Annotated in this window: 27 protein-coding genes; 9 read left to right on the top strand and 18 right to left on the bottom strand. The window is 44.4% G+C overall.

Annotated elements, in window-relative coordinates:
* Positions 1-4 precede the first annotated feature (4 nt).
* The 3 genes from CCVT_RS03255 to mscL form a co-directional block, all read right to left on the bottom strand.
* Complete coding sequence (locus CCVT_RS03255) at positions 5-577, bottom strand: cytochrome c3 family protein (RefSeq protein WP_018136760.1); 573 nt, start codon at positions 575-577, stop codon at positions 5-7.
* A gap of 118 nt (positions 578-695) precedes the next feature.
* On the bottom strand, positions 696-1,340 hold the full coding sequence (locus tag CCVT_RS03250) for a Crp/Fnr family transcriptional regulator (RefSeq protein WP_018136761.1): 645 nt from the start codon (positions 1,338-1,340) through the stop codon (positions 696-698).
* Positions 1,341-1,399: 59 nt separating this feature from the next.
* Complete coding sequence (gene mscL, locus CCVT_RS03245) at positions 1,400-1,801, bottom strand: large-conductance mechanosensitive channel protein MscL (RefSeq protein ID WP_018136762.1); 402 nt, start codon at positions 1,799-1,801, stop codon at positions 1,400-1,402.
* 146 nt (positions 1,802-1,947) lie between these two features.
* Between mscL and gltX the strand changes: the two genes are divergently transcribed.
* Genes gltX through CCVT_RS03230 form a run of 3 tightly spaced genes read left to right on the top strand, consistent with a single transcriptional unit; the run spans position 1,948 to position 5,166 of the window.
* Positions 1,948-3,243, top strand: coding sequence for a glutamate--tRNA ligase (gltX, locus tag CCVT_RS03240; RefSeq protein ID WP_018136763.1), 1,296 nt, complete (start codon positions 1,948-1,950; stop codon positions 3,241-3,243).
* A gap of 14 nt (positions 3,244-3,257) precedes the next feature.
* Positions 3,258-3,551 carry a YggT family protein gene (locus CCVT_RS03235; protein WP_018136764.1) on the top strand — a complete coding sequence of 98 codons (294 nt, stop codon included), beginning with the start codon at positions 3,258-3,260 and terminating at the stop codon, positions 3,549-3,551.
* On the top strand, positions 3,529-5,166 hold the full coding sequence (locus CCVT_RS03230) for a transglycosylase SLT domain-containing protein (RefSeq protein WP_018136765.1): 1,638 nt from the start codon (positions 3,529-3,531) through the stop codon (positions 5,164-5,166). The genes CCVT_RS03235 and CCVT_RS03230 overlap by 23 nt, the downstream gene beginning before the upstream one ends.
* Here CCVT_RS03230 and CCVT_RS03225 read toward each other — a convergent pair.
* A complete protein-coding gene (locus tag CCVT_RS03225; RefSeq protein ID WP_018136766.1) occupies positions 5,087-5,569 on the bottom strand; it encodes a hypothetical protein in 483 nt (160 codons plus the stop codon). The two genes, CCVT_RS03230 and CCVT_RS03225, sit on opposite strands and share 80 nt — an antisense overlap.
* A gap of 131 nt (positions 5,570-5,700) precedes the next feature.
* On the opposite strand from CCVT_RS03225, the gene mobB reads away from it, so the two are divergent.
* The 5 genes from mobB to CCVT_RS03200 are packed head-to-tail and all read left to right on the top strand — an operon-like array spanning position 5,701 to position 10,156.
* Entirely contained in the window at positions 5,701-6,180 is a 480-nt protein-coding gene (gene mobB / locus CCVT_RS03220; protein WP_009650091.1) for a molybdopterin-guanine dinucleotide biosynthesis protein B, read from the top strand.
* Positions 6,180-7,043, top strand: coding sequence for a class 1 fructose-bisphosphatase (locus CCVT_RS03215; protein ID WP_026175496.1), 864 nt, complete (start codon positions 6,180-6,182; stop codon positions 7,041-7,043). Before mobB ends, CCVT_RS03215 begins: the two co-directional genes overlap by 1 nt.
* Positions 7,043-7,243 (top strand): hypothetical protein, encoded by a 201-nt coding sequence (locus CCVT_RS03210; protein ID WP_018136768.1) that lies wholly within the window; start codon positions 7,043-7,045, stop codon positions 7,241-7,243. The genes CCVT_RS03215 and CCVT_RS03210 overlap by 1 nt, the downstream gene beginning before the upstream one ends.
* 17 nt (positions 7,244-7,260) lie before the next feature.
* Entirely contained in the window at positions 7,261-9,171 is a 1,911-nt protein-coding gene (gene metG / locus CCVT_RS03205) for a methionine--tRNA ligase (RefSeq protein ID WP_018136769.1), read from the top strand.
* A gap of 1 nt (position 9,172) precedes the next feature.
* Positions 9,173-10,156 carry a hypothetical protein gene (locus CCVT_RS03200; RefSeq protein WP_018136770.1) on the top strand — a complete coding sequence of 328 codons (984 nt, stop codon included), beginning with the start codon at positions 9,173-9,175 and terminating at the stop codon, positions 10,154-10,156.
* 32 nt (positions 10,157-10,188) lie between these two features.
* Here the strand turns inward: CCVT_RS03200 and hcp are convergent, their stop codons facing one another.
* Positions 10,189-11,520 (bottom strand): hydroxylamine reductase, encoded by a 1,332-nt coding sequence (gene hcp / locus CCVT_RS03195; RefSeq protein WP_026175497.1) that lies wholly within the window; start codon positions 11,518-11,520, stop codon positions 10,189-10,191.
* Between the two features lie 357 nt (positions 11,521-11,877).
* The gene (gene queC, locus CCVT_RS03190; protein ID WP_018136772.1) at positions 11,878-12,549 is read right to left on the bottom strand and encodes a 7-cyano-7-deazaguanine synthase QueC; all 672 of its coding nucleotides are present in this window, start codon (positions 12,547-12,549) and stop codon (positions 11,878-11,880) included.
* Between the two features lie 57 nt (positions 12,550-12,606).
* On the opposite strand from queC, the gene ybeY reads away from it, so the two are divergent.
* Entirely contained in the window at positions 12,607-13,014 is a 408-nt protein-coding gene (gene ybeY / locus CCVT_RS03185; RefSeq protein ID WP_018136773.1) for an rRNA maturation RNase YbeY, read from the top strand.
* Here ybeY and mrdA read toward each other — a convergent pair whose 3' ends face one another.
* The 12 genes from mrdA to CCVT_RS03125 all read right to left on the bottom strand — a co-directional run bounded on the left by mrdA (position 13,015) and on the right by CCVT_RS03125 (position 22,565).
* A complete protein-coding gene (gene mrdA, locus CCVT_RS03180) occupies positions 13,015-14,844 on the bottom strand; it encodes a penicillin-binding protein 2 (RefSeq protein WP_018136774.1) in 1,830 nt (609 codons plus the stop codon). It abuts the gene before it with no gap.
* Positions 14,841-15,329, bottom strand: a complete 489-nt coding sequence (locus CCVT_RS03175) for a hypothetical protein (RefSeq protein WP_009650271.1) — start codon at positions 15,327-15,329, stop codon at positions 14,841-14,843. The genes mrdA and CCVT_RS03175 overlap by 4 nt, the downstream gene beginning before the upstream one ends.
* The gene (locus tag CCVT_RS03170) at positions 15,296-15,754 is read right to left on the bottom strand and encodes an N-acetyltransferase (protein ID WP_018136775.1); all 459 of its coding nucleotides are present in this window, start codon (positions 15,752-15,754) and stop codon (positions 15,296-15,298) included. The genes CCVT_RS03175 and CCVT_RS03170 overlap by 34 nt, the downstream gene beginning before the upstream one ends.
* Entirely contained in the window at positions 15,751-16,368 is a 618-nt protein-coding gene (gene yihA / locus CCVT_RS03165) for a ribosome biogenesis GTP-binding protein YihA/YsxC (RefSeq protein WP_018136776.1), read from the bottom strand. The genes CCVT_RS03170 and yihA overlap by 4 nt, the downstream gene beginning before the upstream one ends.
* Positions 16,365-16,850 carry a lipopolysaccharide transport periplasmic protein LptA gene (lptA, locus tag CCVT_RS03160; protein WP_018136777.1) on the bottom strand — a complete coding sequence of 162 codons (486 nt, stop codon included), beginning with the start codon at positions 16,848-16,850 and terminating at the stop codon, positions 16,365-16,367. The genes yihA and lptA overlap by 4 nt, the downstream gene beginning before the upstream one ends.
* Positions 16,826-17,350 carry an LPS export ABC transporter periplasmic protein LptC gene (gene lptC, locus CCVT_RS03155; RefSeq protein WP_011992061.1) on the bottom strand — a complete coding sequence of 175 codons (525 nt, stop codon included), beginning with the start codon at positions 17,348-17,350 and terminating at the stop codon, positions 16,826-16,828. Before lptC ends, lptA begins: the two co-directional genes overlap by 25 nt.
* Positions 17,341-17,829, bottom strand: a complete 489-nt coding sequence (locus CCVT_RS03150) for a KdsC family phosphatase (RefSeq protein ID WP_018136778.1) — start codon at positions 17,827-17,829, stop codon at positions 17,341-17,343. Before CCVT_RS03150 ends, lptC begins: the two co-directional genes overlap by 10 nt.
* A complete protein-coding gene (gene hisB, locus CCVT_RS03145) occupies positions 17,826-18,413 on the bottom strand; it encodes an imidazoleglycerol-phosphate dehydratase HisB (RefSeq protein ID WP_018136779.1) in 588 nt (195 codons plus the stop codon). The genes CCVT_RS03150 and hisB overlap by 4 nt, the downstream gene beginning before the upstream one ends.
* A gap of 1 nt (position 18,414) precedes the next feature.
* Positions 18,415-19,257, bottom strand: coding sequence for a septal ring lytic transglycosylase RlpA family protein (locus tag CCVT_RS03140; RefSeq protein WP_018136780.1), 843 nt, complete (start codon positions 19,255-19,257; stop codon positions 18,415-18,417).
* Entirely contained in the window at positions 19,244-20,455 is a 1,212-nt protein-coding gene (locus CCVT_RS03135; protein WP_018136781.1) for a lytic transglycosylase domain-containing protein, read from the bottom strand. Before CCVT_RS03135 ends, CCVT_RS03140 begins: the two co-directional genes overlap by 14 nt.
* A gap of 71 nt (positions 20,456-20,526) precedes the next feature.
* Complete coding sequence (locus CCVT_RS03130; RefSeq protein ID WP_018136782.1) at positions 20,527-21,312, bottom strand: TatD family hydrolase; 786 nt, start codon at positions 21,310-21,312, stop codon at positions 20,527-20,529.
* Positions 21,309-22,565, bottom strand: coding sequence for a GGDEF domain-containing response regulator (locus CCVT_RS03125; protein WP_026175499.1), 1,257 nt, complete (start codon positions 22,563-22,565; stop codon positions 21,309-21,311). The genes CCVT_RS03130 and CCVT_RS03125 overlap by 4 nt, the downstream gene beginning before the upstream one ends.
* Positions 22,566-22,644 lie beyond the last annotated feature (79 nt).

The raw sequence follows: 22,644 nt of genomic DNA, 5'->3' as shown, positions 1-22,644 counted from the left end.
CTCCTTATTTGGTTTTATTGTTTTCTTGATTTTTCATTGCTTCAAATTTATCGATATAAAGACCTAGATCTTTATGACCGACATGATTGTGGCAATCAACGCATGACTTTTTATCAGGATTTCCGAAAACGAAATAATCGCGGTGAGGCAAAAATGATTTGCCCGCTTGAATGACATTTTTTAAATTCGAGTGACAGGTCAAGCAGCCGCTATCGTATACGAAGTGCGAAGCATGTTCGCGCTTTTTACGCCAATCGATCTTGTCAGTATTTGTAAAAAATGTTTTATATCCGTCGTTTATAGATACTTTAAGTTTTGTGAGGACATAGGTATAGGCACTTCTGTGGTCAAGGTGACAGGCTGAGCATTCGGCTTTTATGCCAAGCTTGTTTTTGCCGCCGTGTATATCTTCGTGATAGGCTGCATTCATAGGGTCCATCGTATGGCATACGGTACATATAAAGCCGCTTCCTGTCGCGTGTAAAGCATCGGCCACGCCCATAGAGGCTATAAGTCCGATAACGATACCTATAAGGACGGACGACCAAACAAAAAATTTCTTTTTAACGTTTGCCAAAATTTCCTCCTATAATTTAAAACTTTAATATAAAACTTGAAAAATAAATCGCATAATATCCAAAACTATATTAATAAATCTTGATTTAAATCAATTAATATTTATTTGATATTAACTTTCAATACGAAAAAATTTGAGTCAGCTCATCGACGTTTTTATCGATTATTTGGTTTTTCTCATCAAGCTTGATGAGATTTGCTGTTTTAAATTTATTTAAAATTCTCGAGAATGTTTCCGGGGTTATATTTAGGATAGATGCGATCTTGGTATGCTTTAAGCTATTAAACAAATCTTCATGCATAAGGATAAATTTAGCAACCTTGGCTTCGGAATTCAAAACAAGCTCTTGATGCAGGAGATTGCTCGTGATACGTAGCTTTTCCGACATCGATTTTATGAGATTCATACAAATTTTAGGATTACTCAAAAATTCGGTAGCAAATTTCTCATAATTTATCTTTAGCACCTCACCGGATATCGTAAAAACGGCGCTCGCCGGATAAACGATGTTTTCAAAATTTACGACCTCGGCGACAAAATTCATGGGGGCTAGCTGATGGAGGAAAATTTCCTTACCGTTTGCCGCGGTCTTATAGAGCTTGACCGAGCCCGAGAGCAAAAAAATGAGCCATTTTGGCTCCTCGCCCTCCATAAACAAAAACTCGCCTTTTTTATACTTTTTTGCGATAGTTATGTCTTCGAGTTGCTTCATCTCGTCTTCGTCCAGGCATTTAAAAAAGGGTATTTGTCTTAATACTTTCATCTTAACCTCAAAATTTAATCTATAAATTTCAAAAGGCCAAAGCCCTTTGAAATTTTAAATCATTTCTTAAGCAAGTCTCTGATCTGTGTTAAAAGCACGATATCTTCCGCAGGTGCGGCAGGTTGCGCGACTTCAGGCTCTGCAGGCTTTCTTTTTAGAGAATTTATAGCTTTGATGACGCAGAATATACAAAATGCAATGATCAAAAAATCGACCGCGGTTTGTATGAAATTTCCGTAGTTTATCGTGACTGCGGGCACACCCTGGGCGGCGTCTTTTAGCGTGATCTTAAGATCGGTGAAATTTACGCCTCCGGTTATCACGCCCACGATCGGCATTATGATGTCGCCCACGAGTGACGAGACGATCTTTCCAAATGCCGTTCCTATGACGACGCCCACGGCCATATCAAGCACGTTGCCTTTCATTGCAAATTCTTTAAATTCGCTGATAAAACTCATTAGCTCTCCTTGTGTTAAGTTACAAAAACTAGACGATTTTATTAAAAAAATGCTTTACCGCTCATAAAAATTTAAAATTACGTAACTTTAAATTTATGAACGCAGTGCTATAATCAAGCCCTTAAATCAATGTAAGGAAAACAAAAATGTATCGTTTTGCTCCATCTCCGACGGGAGATATGCATATCGGGAATTTACGCGCCGCGATATTTAACTACATCTGTTCGCTCCAAGATAAAAGCGGCTTTATCTTACGCATAGAGGACACCGACAAAGAGCGAAATATCCAGGGAAAAGAGAAAGATATACTTGAAATTTTGAGCAAATTCGGCATCAAGCCACAGCAAATTTACATCCAAAGCGAAAATTTAAAATTTCACCGCCAGCTCGCCTCCAAGCTTTTGATCGATAAAAAGGCCTTTGCGTGCTTTTGCACCGAGGAGGAGCTCGAGGCTAAAAAGCAAAAAGCCAAAGAAGAAGGCGTAGCATATCGATATGACGGCACTTGCGAGAGGCTAAGCGATGCAGAAGTTTTAGCCTGCGAGAAGCCTTTTGTCATACGTATGAAAAAGCCAGAACGCACTATGAGCTTTACCGACGCGATAAAAGGCGAGCTGAGCTTCGAGCCTGACGCAGTCGATAGCTTCGTCATCATGCGAACGGACAAGACGCCTACATACAATTTCGCCTGCGCGGTCGATGACATGCTAGAGGGCGTCACATTCGTAATACGAGGCGAGGATCACGTCAGCAACACGCCAAAGCAAGACCTCATCCGCGAAGGCCTTGGCTACACGGGCAAGATGAACTACGCACACCTGCCGATTTTGCTAAATATCGAGGGCAAAAAAATGAGCAAGCGCGAGAACGAATCGAGCGTGAAATGGCTCTTTGAACAAGGCTTTTTGCCCGAAGCCATCGCAAACTATCTAATACTGCTTGGCAACAAAACTCCAAGCGAAATTTTTACGATAGACGATGCGGTAAAATGGTTTGACATCACTAAAATTTCGCGCTCTCCAGCCAAATTTGACGTCAAAAAGCTAGAGCAGATCAACCGCGAGCACATAAATCTGGCAAGCGACGATCGCATCGCTGAAGTTTTTGACGTGGATAAGAATTTGGCGAATTTAGTTAGATTTTACACCCAAGAAAGCTCACTAGTGCCCGAGATCAAAGAAAAGGTGAATAAAATTTTCGCTCCCAAAGTCGCTCCCGAGGAATACAAAAGCGAATTTGAAACGATCAAAAATGCAGCTAAAAATTTAGGTGAATTTGAAAATTTTGATGATTTTAAAAAGGCCTTGATGACGGCTACCGGCCTAAAGGGCAAAAATTTCTTCATGCCGCTTCGAGCCCTACTCACAGGCGATCTACACGGGCCCGAGCTTAGCGAGCTTTATCCGCTCATCAAGAGCGATCTAGCGCGCATAATCGCTTAAATTTAGGAGAAGAAATGATACTTTCTACGTTCATATCGGCCATTGCGGACATCTTGCATATAGTCATAAATATCTACATCTGGATCATCATCATCTCAGCTCTTTTAAGCTGGGTGAGACCGGATCCTTACAACCAAGTAGTGCAGCTCCTTTGGCGTCTGACGGAGCCTGTTTATGCCTTTATCAGACGCTTCATACCGACCGTTTTTGGCGGCATCGACCTGGCTCCGCTCATCGTGCTTTTAGCGCTTGAGTTTTTAGACAGATTTTTGATAAAGCTTTTATTTGCGCTTGCTTCGTCTATTTAGCGTTTTATCGCTGTTTATCGTGCTCGGCTTGGCTAAAATTTTAAGCTACGAGGAGCTAAAAGACGAGCCAAAGAGCCTCGCAAAGGATTATTATATAAACCGCCTCATCAACGAGGGCTCATACACGAAAGAGCAGATAAAAGAGCTCGCAAAGGACGTTTATAGGCGAGCTGGCCCGGTGCAAAAATCGATCGATAAAATTTTGCCGCCCGCACCAAAGCCCAGCCTCTACCCGGGGGTGAATCCTAAAAACATCCTAGATGCCAACATCACCTGCCAAAACGCGCTTACGACGATCAGCTTCGCTCTAAAGCTGGATATCAAAACACGCACGCAGTTAGCCGCTAAGCTAGCTGATTTTTACCCGCAAAAGGCGCAAACGCTGCTTATTTTAAACGATGAAAATCCGGCGGTTAAATTTGCACAAAACGGTGATACGAAAAATTTCATGGCGCTTTTTAACGCCAGTAGCATCTCTCAAACGATGAAATTTTTCGGGACGGAATTTGACGCTAGCTTTATGGATAAATTTTATCAGGAAAAGGGCTTTAGCACGCTTTTAAACGATGTCGTGATAAATAAAAAATACGATGCGTTCAGACAAAATTTACTAAAAATAGATGAAAACATCACTGAAAAAAACGACGCTTTCATGCTCGGCATAAATGCCATCACCCTTAAAAACGATACCGCTGCGCTTAAATTTTTTGCAAAAGCAAAAGCGAGCTTCGAGCGCGAGTGGCAAAGAGACAACGCCACATTTTGGCTGTATCTCATCAGCAAAGATGAAATTTATCTAAACGAACTCGCACAAAGTAGCGACGTGAATATCTACTCGCTTTATGCCAGAGATTTTACAAACGCCGAGCCTTTTGAGGTCATAGTGCCTCACCCGAGCAAAGAAAAACCGGAAAATTTTGACGTGACGGATCCATTTTTATGGGTAAAGACCGCCGCACTCGCAAAGCAGATGAACGCCCAACAGGCAAGCGAATATGCAAAACGTTTTTACACTAAAGAGAGTGTGGGGGCGTATGCTTATTTCATGCAAAGGGCTGCCGGCTGGGACAAGCATTACTTTTTGATGCCGGAGTCTTCCGAGCTAGAGGATACGAACGTCACGCGAAAATCGATGATCTACGCGCTTGGCAGGCAAGAGAGCCTTTTTATCCCAAGCCTCATTTCCACCTCTTACGCGCTTGGGATGATGCAGTTCATGCCGTTTTTAGCAAATACGATCGGCAAAAAAGAGCTAAAGATCGAAAATTTCGACCAAGACGATATGTTTAAACAAGATGTAGCTTTTAAATTTGCAAATTATCATCTTGATTATCTGGAGAAATTCCTCTTTCATCCACTATTTATCGCATACGCATATAACGGTGGTATCGGCTTTACCAAAAAGCTCATCACGCGCGATGATATGTTTAAAGAGGGAATTTACGAGCCGTTTTTATCTATGGAGCTAGTACCCGTCACCGAGACGCGAAACTACGGCAAAAAGGTGCTTGCAAACTACGTAGTTTATAGTGCGCTCATGGGTTCCAATATAAAGATTTCGCAACTTTTTGAAATTCTAAGCTCACCTTCTGCGACGGATAAATTTCGAAAGTGAGATTTAGCTTGTCGCTGCTTTTGCTCGGGGCTGATATCTCATAATAAGCCGCCCAAGGCATGTTAAAGCCGGCAAGGCTCAAAAGCTCGTCGTTTTTATCAAGCAACCTTAGCGAAGTAGCGTTGCTTTCGTTATTTACCTTTACGCTTGAGGCGTCTATCTCGTTTTCTTTGGGGCTGATGGCTACTAGGAATTTCTCCTCGCCTTTGATAGAAATTTTACTTTGATAGATCGGATTTAGATATGTGGCGATGATCAACGTGCGGTTGGTATCATTGATGATCTCGGCCTTGCTAGTGTATGCTAGAAGCTCGTTTTTTAACGGTTCATGAACGATGATCTTTTTATCAGAGCATCCTAATACCCCAAAAATGAATACTAAAACAAGCAAAATTTTTCTCACCGCAGCCACCTTGAATTTTAAAATTTCGCCCTATTTTAGCATTTTATTTTTAAAACTAAATCATTTTCACTCATAAATTTTAAAGCCAACTTTGGCTATAATCCCCAAAAATTTTATCAAAAAAGGTTCTCATGAAAAGACTCGCCATAGCGTTTTCAGGCCCGTCAAACAGCGGAAAAACCACGCTCATTTTAAAAGTAGCCAAACATTTCATAGACCAAGGACTAAAAACCGCTGTCGTAAAGCACGACCCGGGCGACAAGGCGAGATTTGACGTAGAGGGCAAGGATAGCTTTAAATTTTCTCAGACCGGGGCGGAGGTCGTCGTGATGAGCCCGACTAGGACGACGTATTTTTCACAGCAACCCTCACAAATAGACGAGGTCATAAGGATGCTAGGAGAGTTTGACATACTTTTGGTCGAGGGGCTAAAGACACTGCCGTTGCCGCGTCTTAGCGTATTTAAAGACGAGATAGACGAAAAATATCTAAGCTTTTCAGACGCGATAGCCACCTATAAGCCCAGTGTGCCCTACGAGATAAAAAATATAAATTTAGACGACATAGACGCGATTTGCGCGTGGATACTAGAAAATGCAAAGGCTGTATGATGCAAGATTTAAATGAAATTTTCGAGATGATAAAAAGCGTAGCAAAAGAGATAAGCGAGGTCATAAAATACGCCGATCTTGGCTATACGACGCACGAAAATGCCACGGGCGACACCCAGCTGAAGCTCGATGTGCAAAGCGACGAGATAATCACAGCCAAATTTAAGGCTCTTAGCTGCGTAAAAGCGCTAGTCAGCGAGGAAAAGGACGAAATTTTGCCTATAAATGCAAACGGGAAATTCATAATCGCATACGATCCGCTGGACGGCTCGAGCCTTGTAGATGTAAATTTCGCCGTGGGCTCGATATTTGGCATCTACGAGAACGAGCTAAAGCCCCAAAATTTAATAGCTGCAGCTTACAGCATATACGGTCCTCGCTTGGAGCTAGTCATAAACGATAAAAAGGGCGCGAAGCCAAAATTTTACCGCCTTGGCAAAGACGGGAATTTTAAATTCGTAAAAGAGCTCGAGCTAGCCCAAAAAGGCAAACTAAACGCCACAGGTGCGACGCAAAAAGGCTGGGATCAAACGCATAGAGCCTTCATAAACGAGCTGTTTGACGAAGGATACCGCCTACGCTACTCAGGAGCGATGGTCAGCGACTTGCACCAAATTTTACTAAAAGGTGGCGGGCTTTTTAGCTATCCTGCCACGAGCGATCACCCAAACGGCAAGCTGCGCCTGCTCTTTGAGGTGCTGCCGTTTGCATTCATCTACGAAAACGCGGGCGGTGCAACGAGTGACGGCAAGAGCGATACACTATTTGACGTAAATATCACAAAGACTCATCAGACCTCGCCTTGTTTCTTTGGCTCCGCTGGCGAGATCGCCCTGCTTCATAAATTTTACGGAAAAGACTGATGCAAGAGAGCGGGCAAAAGGATAAATTCGAGCTGGCCTTCGAGGAAAAGGCTAAAATTTTACAGGATTGCCAAAAACAAAAAGAGCTCAAAAGCTGCTTTAGCTGTGAGAAATTTTTTGACTGTCAGATACGAAAAGACTACGTAGATACCTGCTACAACTCGATGTCCAAGGGCAGCTCGGGCGGCTTTGATTTTTAAATTTAAAAAGGAAAAATATGAAAGAAAAAGTTTATATCACCACGCCGATTTATTATGTAAACGATGTTCCGCACATCGGACACGCCTACACCACGATAATCGCCGATACCTTTGCACGTTTTAAGCGCCTACAGGGGCATCCGACATACTTTATGACCGGTACGGACGAGCACGGGCAAAAGATCGAGCAAGCCGCAAAAGCGCGTGGTAAGACGCCAAAAGAATACGCCGACGAGATAAGCGCTAAATTTCGCACGCTTTGGGACGAGTTTGAGATAAGCTACGATCATTTTATCCGCACGACCGACGAGGAGCACAAGCTCACCGCACAAAATGTTTTTAGCAAGATGCAGGCAAACGGTGACATCTACAAGGGCGAATACGAGGGCTTTTACTGCGTTAGCTGCGAGACGTTTTTCACGGCTACTCAGCTACTTGACGACAACTGCTGTCCTGACTGCGGGCGAAAGACCAGTATCGTAAAAGAGGAGAGCTACTTTTTTAGACTCTCGAAATACCAAGACGCCCTGCTAAAATGGTATGAAAACGACGAGCTTTGCGTCATCCCAAAAGGCAAGAAAAATGAGGTCGTAAGCTTCGTAAAAGGCGGGCTAAAAGACCTCTCCATCACCCGCACGAGCTTTGACTGGGGCGTGAAGCTACCGGCTAGCGCCAACGATCCAAAGCACGTGATGTATGTCTGGCTAGACGCGCTCGTAAACTATCTCACGACGCTTGGCTACTCAAGAGACGACGCATTGATGGACTTTTGGCAAAACACCACGCACATCGTGGGCAAGGATATCTTGCGATTTCACGCGGTGTATTGGCCGGCGTTTTTGATGAGTTTAAATTTAGCCTTGCCAAAACACGTCGCAGCCCACGGCTGGTGGACACGTAACGGCGAAAAGATGAGTAAGAGCAAGGGAAATGTCATCGATCCAAGGGAGGTCGCTAAAGCTTACGGCCTTGAAAATTTCAGATATTTCATGCTCCGAGAAGTGCCGTTTGGACAAGACGGCGACTTTAGCCAAAAGGCACTCATAGAGCGCATAAATTCCGAGCTTGGCAACGGACTTGGCAATCTACTAAACCGCATAATCGGCATGAGCGGCAAATATAGCGAGTTTAAAATAGACGCTTCAAACGTGGCTAAATTTTACAACGCCGAGCTAGAAGAAGCCCACGCTCATCTAAAATCAGCAATAGAAAATTTAGAAGTTCTAGCCACGAATCGCTACTTGGAGGAGCTTTGGAAGGTAGTGACGCTGGCAAACGGTGTCATCGCAAAATACGAGCCTTGGGCGATGATAAAAGAGGGCAAAACGACTGAGGCTAACGCCCTTGTCGCGCTAAGCGCAAATTTACTTGCAAAAGTAGCCGTTTTACTAAGCCCTGCGATGCCAAAAACAGCGGACAAGATCGCAGAGGCGCTTAGCTTCGAGATAAACGAGCGAAACTTTAAGGATCTGGTGCTTGATAACGGCGTGCAAAATTTCGTCTCAAAGCCGACCGAGCCGCTGTTTCCAAGGATCGAGAGCGAGCTGATGCCAAGTACCACTCCAAGCGTCAATGAGCCGCAAAACGAGAAAAAGGACGAAAACGTCATAACGATAGATGATTTTGCCAAAATCGTCATAAAAGTGGGCGAAGTGCTGGAGTGCGAGAGGGTCGAAGGCAGCGAGAAGCTACTGAAATTCACGATCGATCTGGGCGAGCAAAAGCCTCGCACCATACTTTCTGGTATCGCAAAATACTACGACCCAAGCGACCTCATCGGCAAACAAGTTTGCGTCCTGGCAAATCTCAAAGAGCGAACGATGATGAAAAAATACGTCTCTCAAGGCATGATCCTAAGCGCGGAAGACGGCTCGCTGACGCTACTTAGCACTCAAAAAAAGGTCAAAAACGGAGCGATAGTCGGATAATATGACGATCGAAAATTTAGCGCGCCTGATCAACGGGCAAACCCTAAACAAACCAAGCGTTTCTAGCATAACAGACTTTGCTTTCGAGGCTAAAAACGTGAGGCAAGGATACGCGTTTTTTGCGCTTGACGCTGGTGAAAACGATGTCGATCTGGCCGTCAAACACGGCGCTTACGCTGTCATCGGCGAGGAGGAATTTCCCCAAAAAGACAGCGAGATCGCCTATATCAAAGTAAGCAGCGTCCAAACCGCGATCATGCGGCTCATGCGCTTTGAGGCGACGCATAAAAATCTGAAATTTTGCGCCGTGAATGCCGCCCAAATGGCGATCCTGGAGCGCATAAGCCTTGGTAAAAACGCCGCACTCATGCCTAAAAGCGTGCCCGAGCTCTTTTACAAGATCATGCGTGCAAAGGACGGGGACATATTTTTTAGCGGCGATACCCGCGTGCTTCAGCGCATATCTCCACTTTACGACGCCGTTTGGACCGATACTAAGGCTCAAGCGATAAATCCAAGCTCGATATTTTTCACAACGATGATCTGCGACGGGATCTACTATCAAAATTTAAACATCCCGCGCGTTTTCATGGGTATGCTTTGCGGTTTGCTCCACTACTTCAAACAAAATAACATCTCCTTTAAACTAAACGATACAAGGGCGCTAGCGCACTTTGAGCCGATATTTATCGATAAAAATTTCAAGCCCGCAAATTTCGGAGCCAGCTTTCGCGCGCTGATAGTCGAAAACGACGAGGAGCTCTTTTTGATAGAGACTGCATTTTTACAAAAGAATTTCAGCATCGACGAAGCGCTGATCTGTCTACCGAGATCAAGCGATATAAACGTGCAAAATGCCTTATATTTCGATGAATTAGAAGAGATAAAAAATTTAAAAGGCTTTAGATATGCGCTAGTTTTTTGCGATAAAAGCGAGCTTTTAAACGTGCTAAATCAAAGCAAAGAGCAAGCGGGGCTTTTTTAGCGCCCCAACAGGCGGGACTAGCCGCCTAAATTTCACTCGCCCAAGAAATACTTCAAATCAGCCTGTGCGTCGCCGCTTATAGGGCGAACACCGAAATTTTGAACCAAGAAATTCACTATCTCGTCGTTGAAAAATCTAGGCAGGCTAGGACCTACGTTGATATTTTTGATGCCGAGGCTAAAGAGTGCTAGCAAGATGATGACCGCCTTTTGCTCCATCCACATCAGCACGATCGAGACCGGCAGATCGTTTACCGCGATACCGGTCGCTTCGCTGAGCGCTAGGGCGATTTTGACCGCGCCGTTGCTGTCGTTGCACTGGCCAAGGTCGATGTATCGCGGAAGCTGCGTACCCGGCACGTTGCCAAAGTCGATGTCGTTAAATCTAAATTTTCCGCAGCTTGATGTCAAAATGACGCAGTCTTTAGGTAGGCTCTGGGCTAGCTCGCGGTAGTATTCGCGTCCTTTGCCCGGTGCGTCGCAGCCTGCGATGACAAAAAAGCGGCGAATTTTACCCGACGTGATCGCCTCTAAAATTTGCGGCGCAAGGCTTAAAATCGTTTTGTAATGCCCGCCCGTCACCAGCGTCTCGTCGCTATCAAATCCGCTCACGTCGCCGCAAGCCAGAGCGCACTCGATGAGCGGCGTAAAATCGTCGTTTTCGATGTGCTTTACGCCGTTCGTGCCTGCGATCGAGTAGCCAAACAAGCGGTCTGCATAGGTACAGGACGAGCGAAGCGGCACGATGCAGTTAGTAGTCATCAAAATAGCGCCTTTAAATTCGTTGAAAAGCTTGGTTTGATCGAACCACGCCTTGCCGACGTTGCCCTTTAGATGCGGATATTTGCGAAGCTGCGGATAGCCGTGGGCGGGCAACATCTCGGAGTGAGTGTAGATGTTTATGCCCTTGCCCTCGGTCGCTTTTAGCAACAACTCCAAGGCGTGCAGGTTGTGACCGCTTACTAAGATCGCCTTGCCCTCTACTTTGTTTTGGCTCACTTTTACGGGTGCAGGGATGCCAAATTTTGCCGTATGCGCCTCGCTTAGTATGTTCATGACCTCTACACCCGCACTTCCGACCGCAAGGAGCTGTTTGACGTGCTCGTCGAAGTTGAAATTCGAGTTTGTGAGCGTGAAATATAGTGTGTCCGCCATCACGCGATCTACCGCGCTGGTGTCTGCGCCCAGCTCGTCTGCGTGGTGACGATAAGCGCTAAGACCCTTAAGACCGAAAATCATCGTATCTTGAAGGCGCGCGAGCGTATCGTCTTTGCCGCAGGTACCGTGGCTCTGACCCTTGGCGCCACAGCCTTCGGGCGCGCTCATTTCGCATTGGTAGCAAAACATCTCCATATCTTTACTCATTTTTTCTCCTTGAAATTTTAGAAAATTTAAGCGCATTATACACGATTTATTTGTATTTTAAGTTGATTTTAGTCAATGAAGTTTAAAAATTAAGATTAATCTATATATTTAAGCTTTTATGATTTTGCTTATCAGAATAATGTCAAAATGAAAGACTTTGTTTAATAAAGTCTCGACGTCTTAAAATAATACTTCGCAAAAAATACGATTGATTTTCACTTCTTTGCTGGCGGCTATCAGCATGGTGTAGGAGAGAATAAAAAGAGCATCGATATTTGATTATAACAGAGCCAAAATCAATAGCAGATTTTTATTTTTACATCACGTTAAATATATGGAATTTCAGAGATTTGCTTATCAGCTTAAATTTGCGTATTTTATCTTATCTTTTGCACCGGCTCTTTCAAAGCCTCTTAGCCTCAAGCGGCAGCTGTCGCAAAGCCCGCAAGCCTCGTCCTCACGCTCGTAACAGCTCCAAGTAAGCTCGAGCGGAGAGCCAAATTCCAGCGACTTTGCCACGATGTCAGCCTTGCTTAAATTTACTAACGGCGTGACGATCTTTATCTTTGTTTCAGGCGCCGTGCCGACGTTTATGGCGGCATTCATGCACTCGATAAATTCGCCCTTGCAGTCCGGATAACCGCTACTATCCTCCTCTACGACGCCGATATAAATCGCTTGTGCGCCCTCTTTTTCGGCGAGCGCGGCGGCGATGGAGATAAATATCCCGTTACGAAACGGCACATAGGTGTTTGGTATCTCATCGCCCAGACCGTCTTTAGAGACGGCTAAATTCTTGTCAGTCAGCGCATTGCCGCCGATATCCGCGATAAAGCTGACGTCTAAATTTAGCCGCTTTTTTATACCAAGACGGTCGCAGATTTGCTCAAAAGCCATTTTCTCTCGCCTCATCGTGCGCTGTTCGTAGTCAAAGTGAAGCGCCATGATCTCGTATCCCTCGCGCTTTGCCATCACCGCGCAAAGTGTGCTATCCATGCCTCCGCTCATTATACAGACTGCTTTTTTCATAGTTTTCCTTGAGATTTTTGCTAAAATTATACAAAATTTTAAATTTAAAGAGTCAAAATGATACTTTGCGAGGAAAAATACCCTGAAATTTTAGATGAAATTTGCGCATTTTTAACACCAGGAGATATCGAGCTGAGCTTCGTAAATAGCGAGGAGATGAGAGAGATAAATTTAAAAGAGCGAGGGTTTGATAAAACGACTGATGTGCTTAGCTTCCCGCTTGAGCTAGTGCTTCACGCTCCTATCGGCTGTATCGTGATAAACACCGATCTAGTCGCGCAAAAATCAGCCCAGCTAGGGCACACAAACGACGATGAGACCGCCCTGCTTTTCATACACGGGCTGCTTCACGTGCTTGGCTTTGATCATGAGAAAGATGGCGGGCAGATGCGCGAAAAAGAGGTGCAGATCATCACGAAATTCAAACTTCCAAAAAGCCTGATCGTGCGAACGATGGAGGAGTGATCACTTTTTACCCTGCTTTTTAGCGTCGGCTGCGATCGATTTTTCAAGGTTGATGTAGCCCATATCGACAAGCTTATTGTAAATTTGCGATATCTTAGGCCCTGCCGCACTACCGCCGTGTCCGCCATGCTCGATGACCATCGTAACGACGTATTGAGGATCTTCATAAGGCCCGTAAGTCGTCATCCATGCGTGTGAGCGCTGCAAATACGCCATATCTTCTTCTTGCATACGCTTTTTCTCGGTCTGCGAGATGCCTACGACTTGCGCGGTACCAGTCTTTGCCGCGACCTTCACGACACTACCGATAAAGTGCCTATTTGCCGTGCCTTTAGGGTGGTTCGCCACCTCATACATCGCGTGTCTGATGGCCGGTAGCTGCGATTTCTCAAACTCGGTAAAAGCATCGTCAGTCGGCGTGAAATCTACATCCACACCGTCTATGCTCTTTAAAAAATGAGGCGTTATATTTAGTCCGGTCGCGAGCCCGGCCGTGTATTTGGCTACTTGCATAGGCGTAACGAGGAAATTTCCCTGTCCTATCGAGGTGATGAGCGTCTCGCCCTGAAACCACGCCTTACCGTATTTTCGCATCTTCCACTCGCGACTAGGCAGTGTGCCTACGAATTCGTTTGGCAGGTCAACGTTCGTTTTCGTGCCAAAGCCCATACGCTCAAGTATCGGCACGATAGCGTCTATGCCGACCTTTTGGCTACCTTTATAAAAATAATCGTCACAGCTTTCGCGGATAGCCGTATTCATATTGACATTTCCGTGTCCGTAGGTCTTCCAGCAGCGAAATTTACGCCCGCCAAGCTCATACGAGCCCGAGCAGTAAAAGCTGTCGTATTTACTCATGCCATTATCCAAAAATGCAAGTGCCATACCCATTTTTACGATAGAGCCCGGCGGGTAAAGTCCGTTTACCAGCTTGTTTGTAAAGGGATGATCGACGTCTTTTACAAGATCGTTCCACTCCTTTTGACTGATGCCAAGCACGAAAGGATTTAGATCATACTCGGGAAAGCTGCCGGCAGCGATGATAGCGCCGTCTTTTAGGCTCATCACTATCACGCTTCCCGCATCCTCTCCAAAAACATCGGCTACAAATTTTTGGACCTCAAGATCGATGCTGAGCTTTATATTTTTGCTGTGCGGCGCGGTGAAATTCATCTGCTCGATCTCTTCGTTCAAGGCATTTACTTTTATACGTTTAGAGCCCTCCACGCCTTGCAATACCGAGTTATAATAACGCTCCACACCGCTTCTGCCCGTGTAGTTGGTGAGCTTCGTAAGAGGGTCGCTCTCTATATCTTTTTGATTTGCCCTACCGACGTAGCCGATGATGTGCGAGGCTAGATCATTGTATGGATAGTGGCGCTTTGAGGCCGGCTCTATGCGTAAATTTTCACGTAACGACAGGCTCGCAAAATACGGCAGAAATTTATCATAGTCGATGAATTCCACTACATTTATAAATTCTTGATTGTAAGGCGAGTCGTTTTTTATGTATTCGCGCTTTAGTTTTGTGACATTTAAATCGTCAAACAGCCCGCCGATATAGTTTAGCTCGGAGTCTAAAATTTCGCTTTTCATACCGCTAAGATGGGGCTTTACGAGGATAGAAAAGCCAAGCCTGTTTATCGCCATGGGTCTGTCTTTGACATCAAAGATGATACCGCGAACGGGCGGGATATACTGCATCTTGACGGCGTTTTGCTCGGCGATCTCGTTGTAGTATTCGTTGGAATTTACGCTTAAATTATATATCCTGCTAAGAAGGATGATCCAAAATAGCGCTATCACGCTAAAAACTATACGCATCCTCATACGACGCGATCCTTAAATAAAATTATCGCCAGGATCGTTTCTGTCACGATGTAAAAAAAATACTCTATCCCAAAGCTCAAAAACGAGCCGTTTTCCATGTATGCGATGAGGTTGTTTACTAAAAATGTCATGGCGTATCCGCTGGCAACGAATATCGCAAGCAAGCAGTTGCGCCACTTCATCGTGACAAAAAGCCAGTCAACTACGAAGTTATAAAATATCAAAAACGCTATCACGCTGGAAAAGAGATAAAAGCCGTGGATCTGCTCGCAAAAGAGCAAAAACGTGACGGCAAAATACCAATAAAAGTCAAATTCCGTATATCTTTTTTGCTTTTTTGTGTATTCGAGGATCAAATACGTAAAAAACAGCCCCATCAGCGGCGGTAAAAAGCCAAGCTGCGTCGTAGCTATCTCATAAGCGATCAAAAATACGATGCCAAAGAGCTCTTTTAGAAATTGTAGATCAGTGCTATTTCGTTGCATACGGGAAAGTGTTTGCATTTTATACAATCAGCCCAAATTTTTTGGGTCGGAAGCTCGCTTTTTGGTATCTCCCGAAAGCCAAGCCTTTCAAAAAAGCTGCGCTGATAGGTGAGCGTGAAAATCTTTGAAATTTCATAAAATTTTGCCTCCTCCAGCAGCTTTTTTACCATCATAGTGCCCACACCCTGGCCGCGCATATCCTCGCTCACGATGAGGCTTCTTATCTCGGCAAGACAGACCGCGTGTATGTGAAGCGCGCAAAATCCGACTATTCGCTCGCCCTCACAGGCAAGGATATATGAGCGGATATTCGTGCTTATCTCGTCGTCGCTTCTAGGCAGTATGACGCCCTTTGCGACCTCAGGAGCGACCAAAGCCTGCATAAGAGCGACGTCTTTTGGCTTTGGCTTTCTTAGCTCTATCATCGTCCAAGCGCCCGAGTGACGATCAGCTCGCGTGCTTTGTCTATGCCGACTTTATTTAGCGTCGAGACTAGGATCCCGTTTGGATCAAATTTCAAAACGGCGCTTTTTGAGCTTTGATTTAGCTTATCGGCCTTCGTGTAAAAATTTAAAATTTTCTGATCCGGCCTTAAAAACTCGTTTATGTAATTATTTACGTTCACGTCGATATCCAGATCAAAATGCCTGGCATCTATGAGATGGACGAAAAGCTTGATGCTTGATCTAAATTTCAAAAATTCATCGAGGTTGCGCCTCCACTCCTCGTGCTTTGACTTTGCCACCTTAGCGTAGCCAAAGCCCGGCAGATCGACGAACATTATCTTGAATTTATCCGTTTTTTCGCCACTTTGATCATCTCGTTCGTCAAATTCCACTTCAAAAAAATTTATAAGCTGCGTCTTGCCCGGAGTCGATGAGCTCTTAGCCAGGGCTTTTTGATTTACGAGTGCGTTTATCAGGCTACTTTTACCGACATTTGAGCGCCCCAAAAATACTACCTCGCTGAGGGCAAACTCGGCAGCGTCCTTGATGCTTGGGCTTGAGCTTATAAATTTAGCGTTTAAAACGCGTATCACTTGGCTTTATCCTCGATCTGAAAGATAAATTTCACAGGCTTTTTTTCGTCGCTATTTACGTTATATGTGCCGCTATTTTGATTTACGACGATCTTTTCGCCGTAGACGTTTTTGTCGGTCTCTACCTCGTGTAGGTGGCCGTTACCGGTGACTGTGTATGTTTGCGTAGCCGGCTCGTAGGTGAGCGTATCGCCTTTGCCGTCATAATGCTTGTCTTTCATGGCTATCTTGGCTCTGGCGTTGCCTGTGGCGACATATTTTATCGGCTGACGTTTGGTGTCGAAATAAACTATCACTTTGTTTGCGAAAAGCTCGTCGTAAGCACCCTTTTTTATATGGACGTTACCGGTGAATTCGCTGATTTGTTTATTCTCGTCGGCAAAAAAACTATTTGATGTTATCTCGACTTGCTCCGCGTGAAGCGCCGTAAAATTTAAGACCACAAATAGCCCTAAAGCTACCGCCTTTGCTGCTCTATCCATGCTTTTAACCCTTTTATGTGCGTCTGTTTTTTAGCTAGATCGTATGACCCGCTCTCGCCGGTAGCCTTGTCTGAATTTTGCGTCACGACAAAGCTACCGTCAGAGCGTGCTATTTTCGTTTTGGTATTGTATATCACCTCGTTTGAAGTGAAGCTAAGACTATCGTTGTTATCGTATTTTACGTTGCCTAAAAATCTCACGTCATCGCCCTGCGAGATAGCCTTATCAGAGCTTAGGATATGCTTTAATCCGCTTCTTAAAATTTCAGCTTTGAATTTTAAAAACTCATCCTCGCTACTATATCTGTTTACCTCGTCAGCTTCATATACGGCGTTTATGCCGCTTGCGTTCATCTCGTAATCAAGCACGTCGTTTGCCTGCATATTAGAAACGTTGATATCTTGCTTGAACTGTTCGGCAAAATATGGATCCTGAAGCGCTAAAAATATCATCACGACGCTAAATATCGCGACGACGAAATAGAAAATTTTTATAACCAACGCTTAGACCATTCTTCAAATAAATTTTGCTTTTCGATGATGATCTCGATCATCTCGCGCACGGCACCAGCGCCGCCTTTGTGTTTGAGCTTCGTTTTAACCTCAAGCTGTTTTATGGCGTCTTTTGGCTTGAAGCTCCATGCCACGGCGTTTAAAATTTTAAAGTCGTTATAATCATCGCCGATCGCTGCGGCGTTTTCAAATCTAAGCCCTTCAAATTTCAAAATTTCCTTGGCTACTTCAAATTTATCGCTAACGCCCTGATAGACGTGATTTATCTTTAGATCCTCAGCGCGTCGCTCGACGATAGGGGACTTTCTGCCCGTGATGATGGCGACTTTTTTACCAAGCTTCAGCCAACTCTCGATGGCGTAGCCGTCCTTCACATCAAAAAATTTAAGCTCTTCGCCGTTTGCGCTATAAACGATCTTGCCGTCAGTCAAGCAGCCGTCGACATCTAAAAATATGATCTCTATCATAGCACGCCTTTTGTGCTTGGCGTATTGACGCGGGGATTTTTAGCGAGCGCACGTCTAAGTGCGACGGCAAAGGATTTGAACGCGGCTTCTATTATGTGATGATTGTTTTTGCCGCGGAGTTTAGCGATATGAAGCGTGATGTTTGCATTCATCGCGACGGCTCTAAAAAACTCCTCCGCAAGCTCGATGTCAAATTCTCCGACCTTGCCCTTTTCATTGAAATTTTCATATACCAAAAAGGCGCGGTTGCTCAGATCAAGCGCGCAGCTCACTGCCGCCTCGTCCATCACGACCACACTATCGCCAAAACGCTCTATGCCGCTTACCGGATAGATCGCCTCTTTTAAAAGCGAGCCGATGACAATGCCGACATCCTCGACGCTATGGTGAAAATCCACGTGCGTATCGCCTTTGCATGAAATTTTCATATCAAACAAAGCGTGCTTACCAAAGGCCTCGAGCATATGGTCGAAAAATCCTACTCCCGTGGCTATCTCGCATCTGCCTTCGCCGTAAATTTTAAGCTCGGCGCTGATATCGGTCTCTTTTGTCGTCCTGACAATCTTTAAAATTTCGTCCTTCATGCTAACCTCTTACTATGAATGCACCTTGGAATTTACCGCTTCTAGCGTAATCCCTCGCCTCGTCTTCGCTCCTAAAGCCATTTAAAAACACGCGGTAGATCGTCTCGCCGTCTATTGTGAACGTCCTGACTACGGACTTGTAGCCGTCTATGCTCTCATGCTCTTTTTGATAGCGATTGGCGCCGTCTTTGTTTTTAAATGCGCCGATTTGCACCATGAAATCACCTCCGACTACGCTTTGCTCGGATGAGATGATGATACCGCCAGCTGGTGCACTAGGCGAGCTAGGAGGAATTTTCCCTTTGTAGATAGAGCCTTGATTTGAAGCGATAGCTACATTTTCGGCGTTAAAGCCTATGACTTCCATATTTACAGGAGCTGTGCCTGTGCCTATGATGTCAAGCTTCGTAGCAGCGGCCTTTGAAAGATCGAGCACTCTATCGGCCACAAACGGGCCGCGATCGTTTATGCGCACGATGACGCTTTTTTGATTTTTTAAATTCGTGACCTTGAGCACGGTATTCATCGGCAAGGTCTTATGTGCGGCGGTCATGTTATGCATATTGTAAATTTCGCCGTTCGACGTGGTCTTGCCGTGAAAATTCGGACCATACCAGCTGGCTATTCCACTGGCTCTATCGCCTACGCTGACGACGGTAGGATAGTAGGTCTTGCCGTTTATAGTATAAGGGCGCATGGTGGCTTTTTGCATCGCAGGAGTGTTGATGACTTTGGCATTTGTAGGACCGCTTGGAGCAAATGGGGCTCCGCTCCAAGAGCAACCGGCTAGAAACAGTGCAAAGGTAGCGCCCAAATAAAATTTGGGACTATTAAGGTATGACAATCTTTGCTCCGACGCTTAAATTTGAACTGGCCAGAGAATTCGCCTCTTTTATATCTTTTTCATCGACTTTGAATTTCTTGGAAAGCGTAGCTAAAGTATCGCCGTTTTGGATGGTGTAGTTTTGAATTTTGTTGTGATTAGACGACGGGATTATCAGCTTTTGATTATACGCGACTGCGTTTGTTTTAAGCTCATTGTAGCTTTTGATGGCTCTATGGCTTATGCCTGTTTTTTTGGATATCGCAAGCAAAGTATCGCCCTTTTTGACGGTATATGTGTAGAAGTTGTTTTTGCCGTTAAAAGGCTTGAAATTTTCAGTAAAGAGCTGCTTTTTGTTCTCAGGTATATAGACGTAATAATTTTTAAGCGTAGGAGGGGTGAATACGAATTTCAAATGTGGGTTATTGTCTTTCATTTTTTTCGTGCCAAGCCCGATACTATCACCTATCTGGGCTAAATTTGTCCCACCTGGCACTTCGACTTTAGTGAGCTTCAGCCCTCCGCTCACATTTAGTAAAGACGAGTCTTTAGAGACGATAAAGTCAGCATCCTTAGCGATATAAGCGGCCCTTAAAATTTTGATTATAAATTTTCTGGTTTCAGGAGGTAGATATTTTTTCTCAGGATCGATAAGTGTCGCCAGATCGTCCGTTCCGGCCTTTTGTATGGCTTTTGACAAACAGCCGTCGCCGCAGTTATAGGCAAGAGCGGCCAAATACCATTTTCCAAACTGATTTTTCAAAGAGCGAAGATACATGGTCGCAGCCTTCGTAGACTCGACCGGATCTTTCCTCTCATCTACGTATTCTCCGACTTTTAGGCCGTGAAGCCTAGCCGTTTTTTCCATAAACTGCCACATGCCGGTAGCTTTTGCATTTGAGACCGTATGGTTTGAAAAGCCCGACTCTATCATAGCAAGATAAAAAAACGAATCGGGAACGCCCGAAGCTTTTATCTGCGTCTTTATCATCGGGATATACATATATCCGCTTTTTAAAGCATCGGTAAAAGTCCTTACCTGTGAGGACTGGATACCCTTTCTCATATTTGCATAATAAGATGTTTTCATGAAGCTAGTATCTATGTCAAGCTCTTTTAAAATTTTAGCCTGCGCTTCATAAGGATCCCTCTCGGGGGCGCTTGCAAATAGCGATAAACTACATGCAAAGATCAAAAAAATCTTAAGTATGGCTTTCATTTCTATCCTTTTTTCGTGTCAAAGTCAAAACATCGCTGGACGCGGTGTTTTGAAACAAGTGCAGCGTAAATTTACGCGAAGCACCCAAATAACCTTTTGGCATTATTTGACGTAATCTCACAGACCTCGTCAAATTCAAGGTTTAAAATTTCAGCTATCTTTTTAGCAACAAACACTGTGAATGCCGGCTCGTTCCTCTTGCCTCTGTTTGGTTCTGGCGTGAGATACGGCGCATCCGTCTCTATCAATATCCTATCGACCGGAATCTTAGGCAAAATTTCGACTAGGCTTTTAGCATTTTTAAATGTCAAAACGCCGCCTATGCCAAAATAAAAATTCCCAAATTCAGCAAGCTGCAAAAGCAGGGGCGAAGCGTTGTAGCAGTGCAAAACGGCTCCCGCTCTCAGCTTTGGCGCATACTCTTTTAGGATATTGAAACTATCCTCGTTAGCATCACGGATGTGAAGGATAACGGGTTTTTTTAACTCAACGGCCAAGTCAAGTTGAGCTAAAAAAACGCGTTTTTGCTCTAGCTTTTCACGGCTCTTTTCATCTTCGTCTTTTGGCAGACGGAAATAATCAAGTCCGCATTCGCCGATAGCCACGCACTTTTTATCGTTTGCGAATTTACGCAAAAGAGCCTCATCGAAGCCGTTTTTGTCATACGGATGAACGCCAACGGCAAAATAAATATTCTCATGCGCGTTTGCAATTGTAGCGGCTTTTGGTAAATCATTGATATCAGCTCCCGGTATAACAAAGCCCAAGACCCCTAAATCAGCCGCATCGCTTAAAATTTTAGGTAAATCGACATCATAGCATTTGGAGTCCAAATGGCAATGCGTATCGATGATCACTTAGCGACCTCGACTCTGTTCCTGCCGCTTTCTTTGGCGATGTAAAGCGCCTCATCGGCAAGCTCTAAAAGCTCGTCCAGTCGGTAGTCGCTTCTGTTAAATACGACGCCTATGGAAACGGTAAAATTTATAACATTTTTCTTCAATGAAATTTTGCTATTTGCTATCTTGGCTCTTAAATTTACAAAAAATTTTACCGCCTCTTCTTGCGAGATGTTTTTAAGCACGACGCAAAATTCCTCTCCGCCAAATCTAGCTACGATATCGTTTCCTTTCGTATCGTCTACCAGCTTTTTAGCCAAAAACTGCAAGACCTTATCTCCGCCGTCGTGTCCGTAAGTGTCGTTGATATTTTTAAAATGATCTATATCTATCATCGCGATCGCGTAAGGTTCTGCGGTCTCTTCGGCTTTTGCGAGATACTGCGTCATATCGTCATAAAAATATCGCCTATTATAGACGCTGGTTAGAAAGTCGCGATTAGCGAAATTTGCGATCTGATTTATGTTTTCCATCGCCTCTATCGTGTTGTTTACGCGACATATCAGCTCCTCTTTTTCAAAAGGCTTGGCGATGAAGTCGCTAGCTCCGCTTTTGAGAAACACTGGTGCGCCTATATTTTCGCTAGGAGAGGTCATCACGATGATGCCAAGAGCGTTTTTGTCTTTCTCTTTTCTCATCTCTTTTAAAATTTCAAGCCCATCTTTTACCGGCATCCTATAGTCGGTGATGACTAGCTTCATATCGGGATTGTCAGCAAAATAGCTCATCGCCTCTTCGCCGTGAGCGGCCGTAAATACCTGAAACTGAAGGCTGGTCAAGATCTTTTTCAAGCTGTTTCTAAAAGGCATCGAGTCTTCGACGATGAGCGCCTTATATTGCCTATTTTTGCTTAGGCGATTGATCATTTGAAAGATATAATTTATATCGTCCATATTGCCCTTATAAACGTAATCAACGATATCTTTATGTATGAAATTATTTTTAGTCTGCTCGTCGATACTGCCTGTTAGGACGATCACGGGTAGTCCTTGAGCGATGACGTAGTCTACGATCTCGCCGTTTGGAGCGTCAGGTAAATTTAGATCGAGGATCGTCATAAAATACTCTTTTTTATGTTCGCTTATGAGCATTTTAGCTTCGGCAAAATTATAAGCCACATCGATGATCATATCGTCGATGCTTTTATCCATCTGCTTGACTATGAGTTTTGCCAGGGCTTTGTTGTCATCGACTACTAAAATTCTCTCCATATCCTTATCCAAAAATTAAATTTAAATCCTTAAAAATTTACAAAGGTATTCTAGCGAATTTTTTTATTATCAAGCTTAA

Origin of the sequence: Campylobacter curvus, assembly GCF_013372125.1 — a bacterium.
Lineage (GTDB): Bacteria > Campylobacterota > Campylobacteria > Campylobacterales > Campylobacteraceae > Campylobacter_A > Campylobacter_A curvus.
The sequence above is the reverse complement of the archived record's forward strand: the minus strand, read 5'-3'. Positions and strand labels throughout refer to the sequence as shown.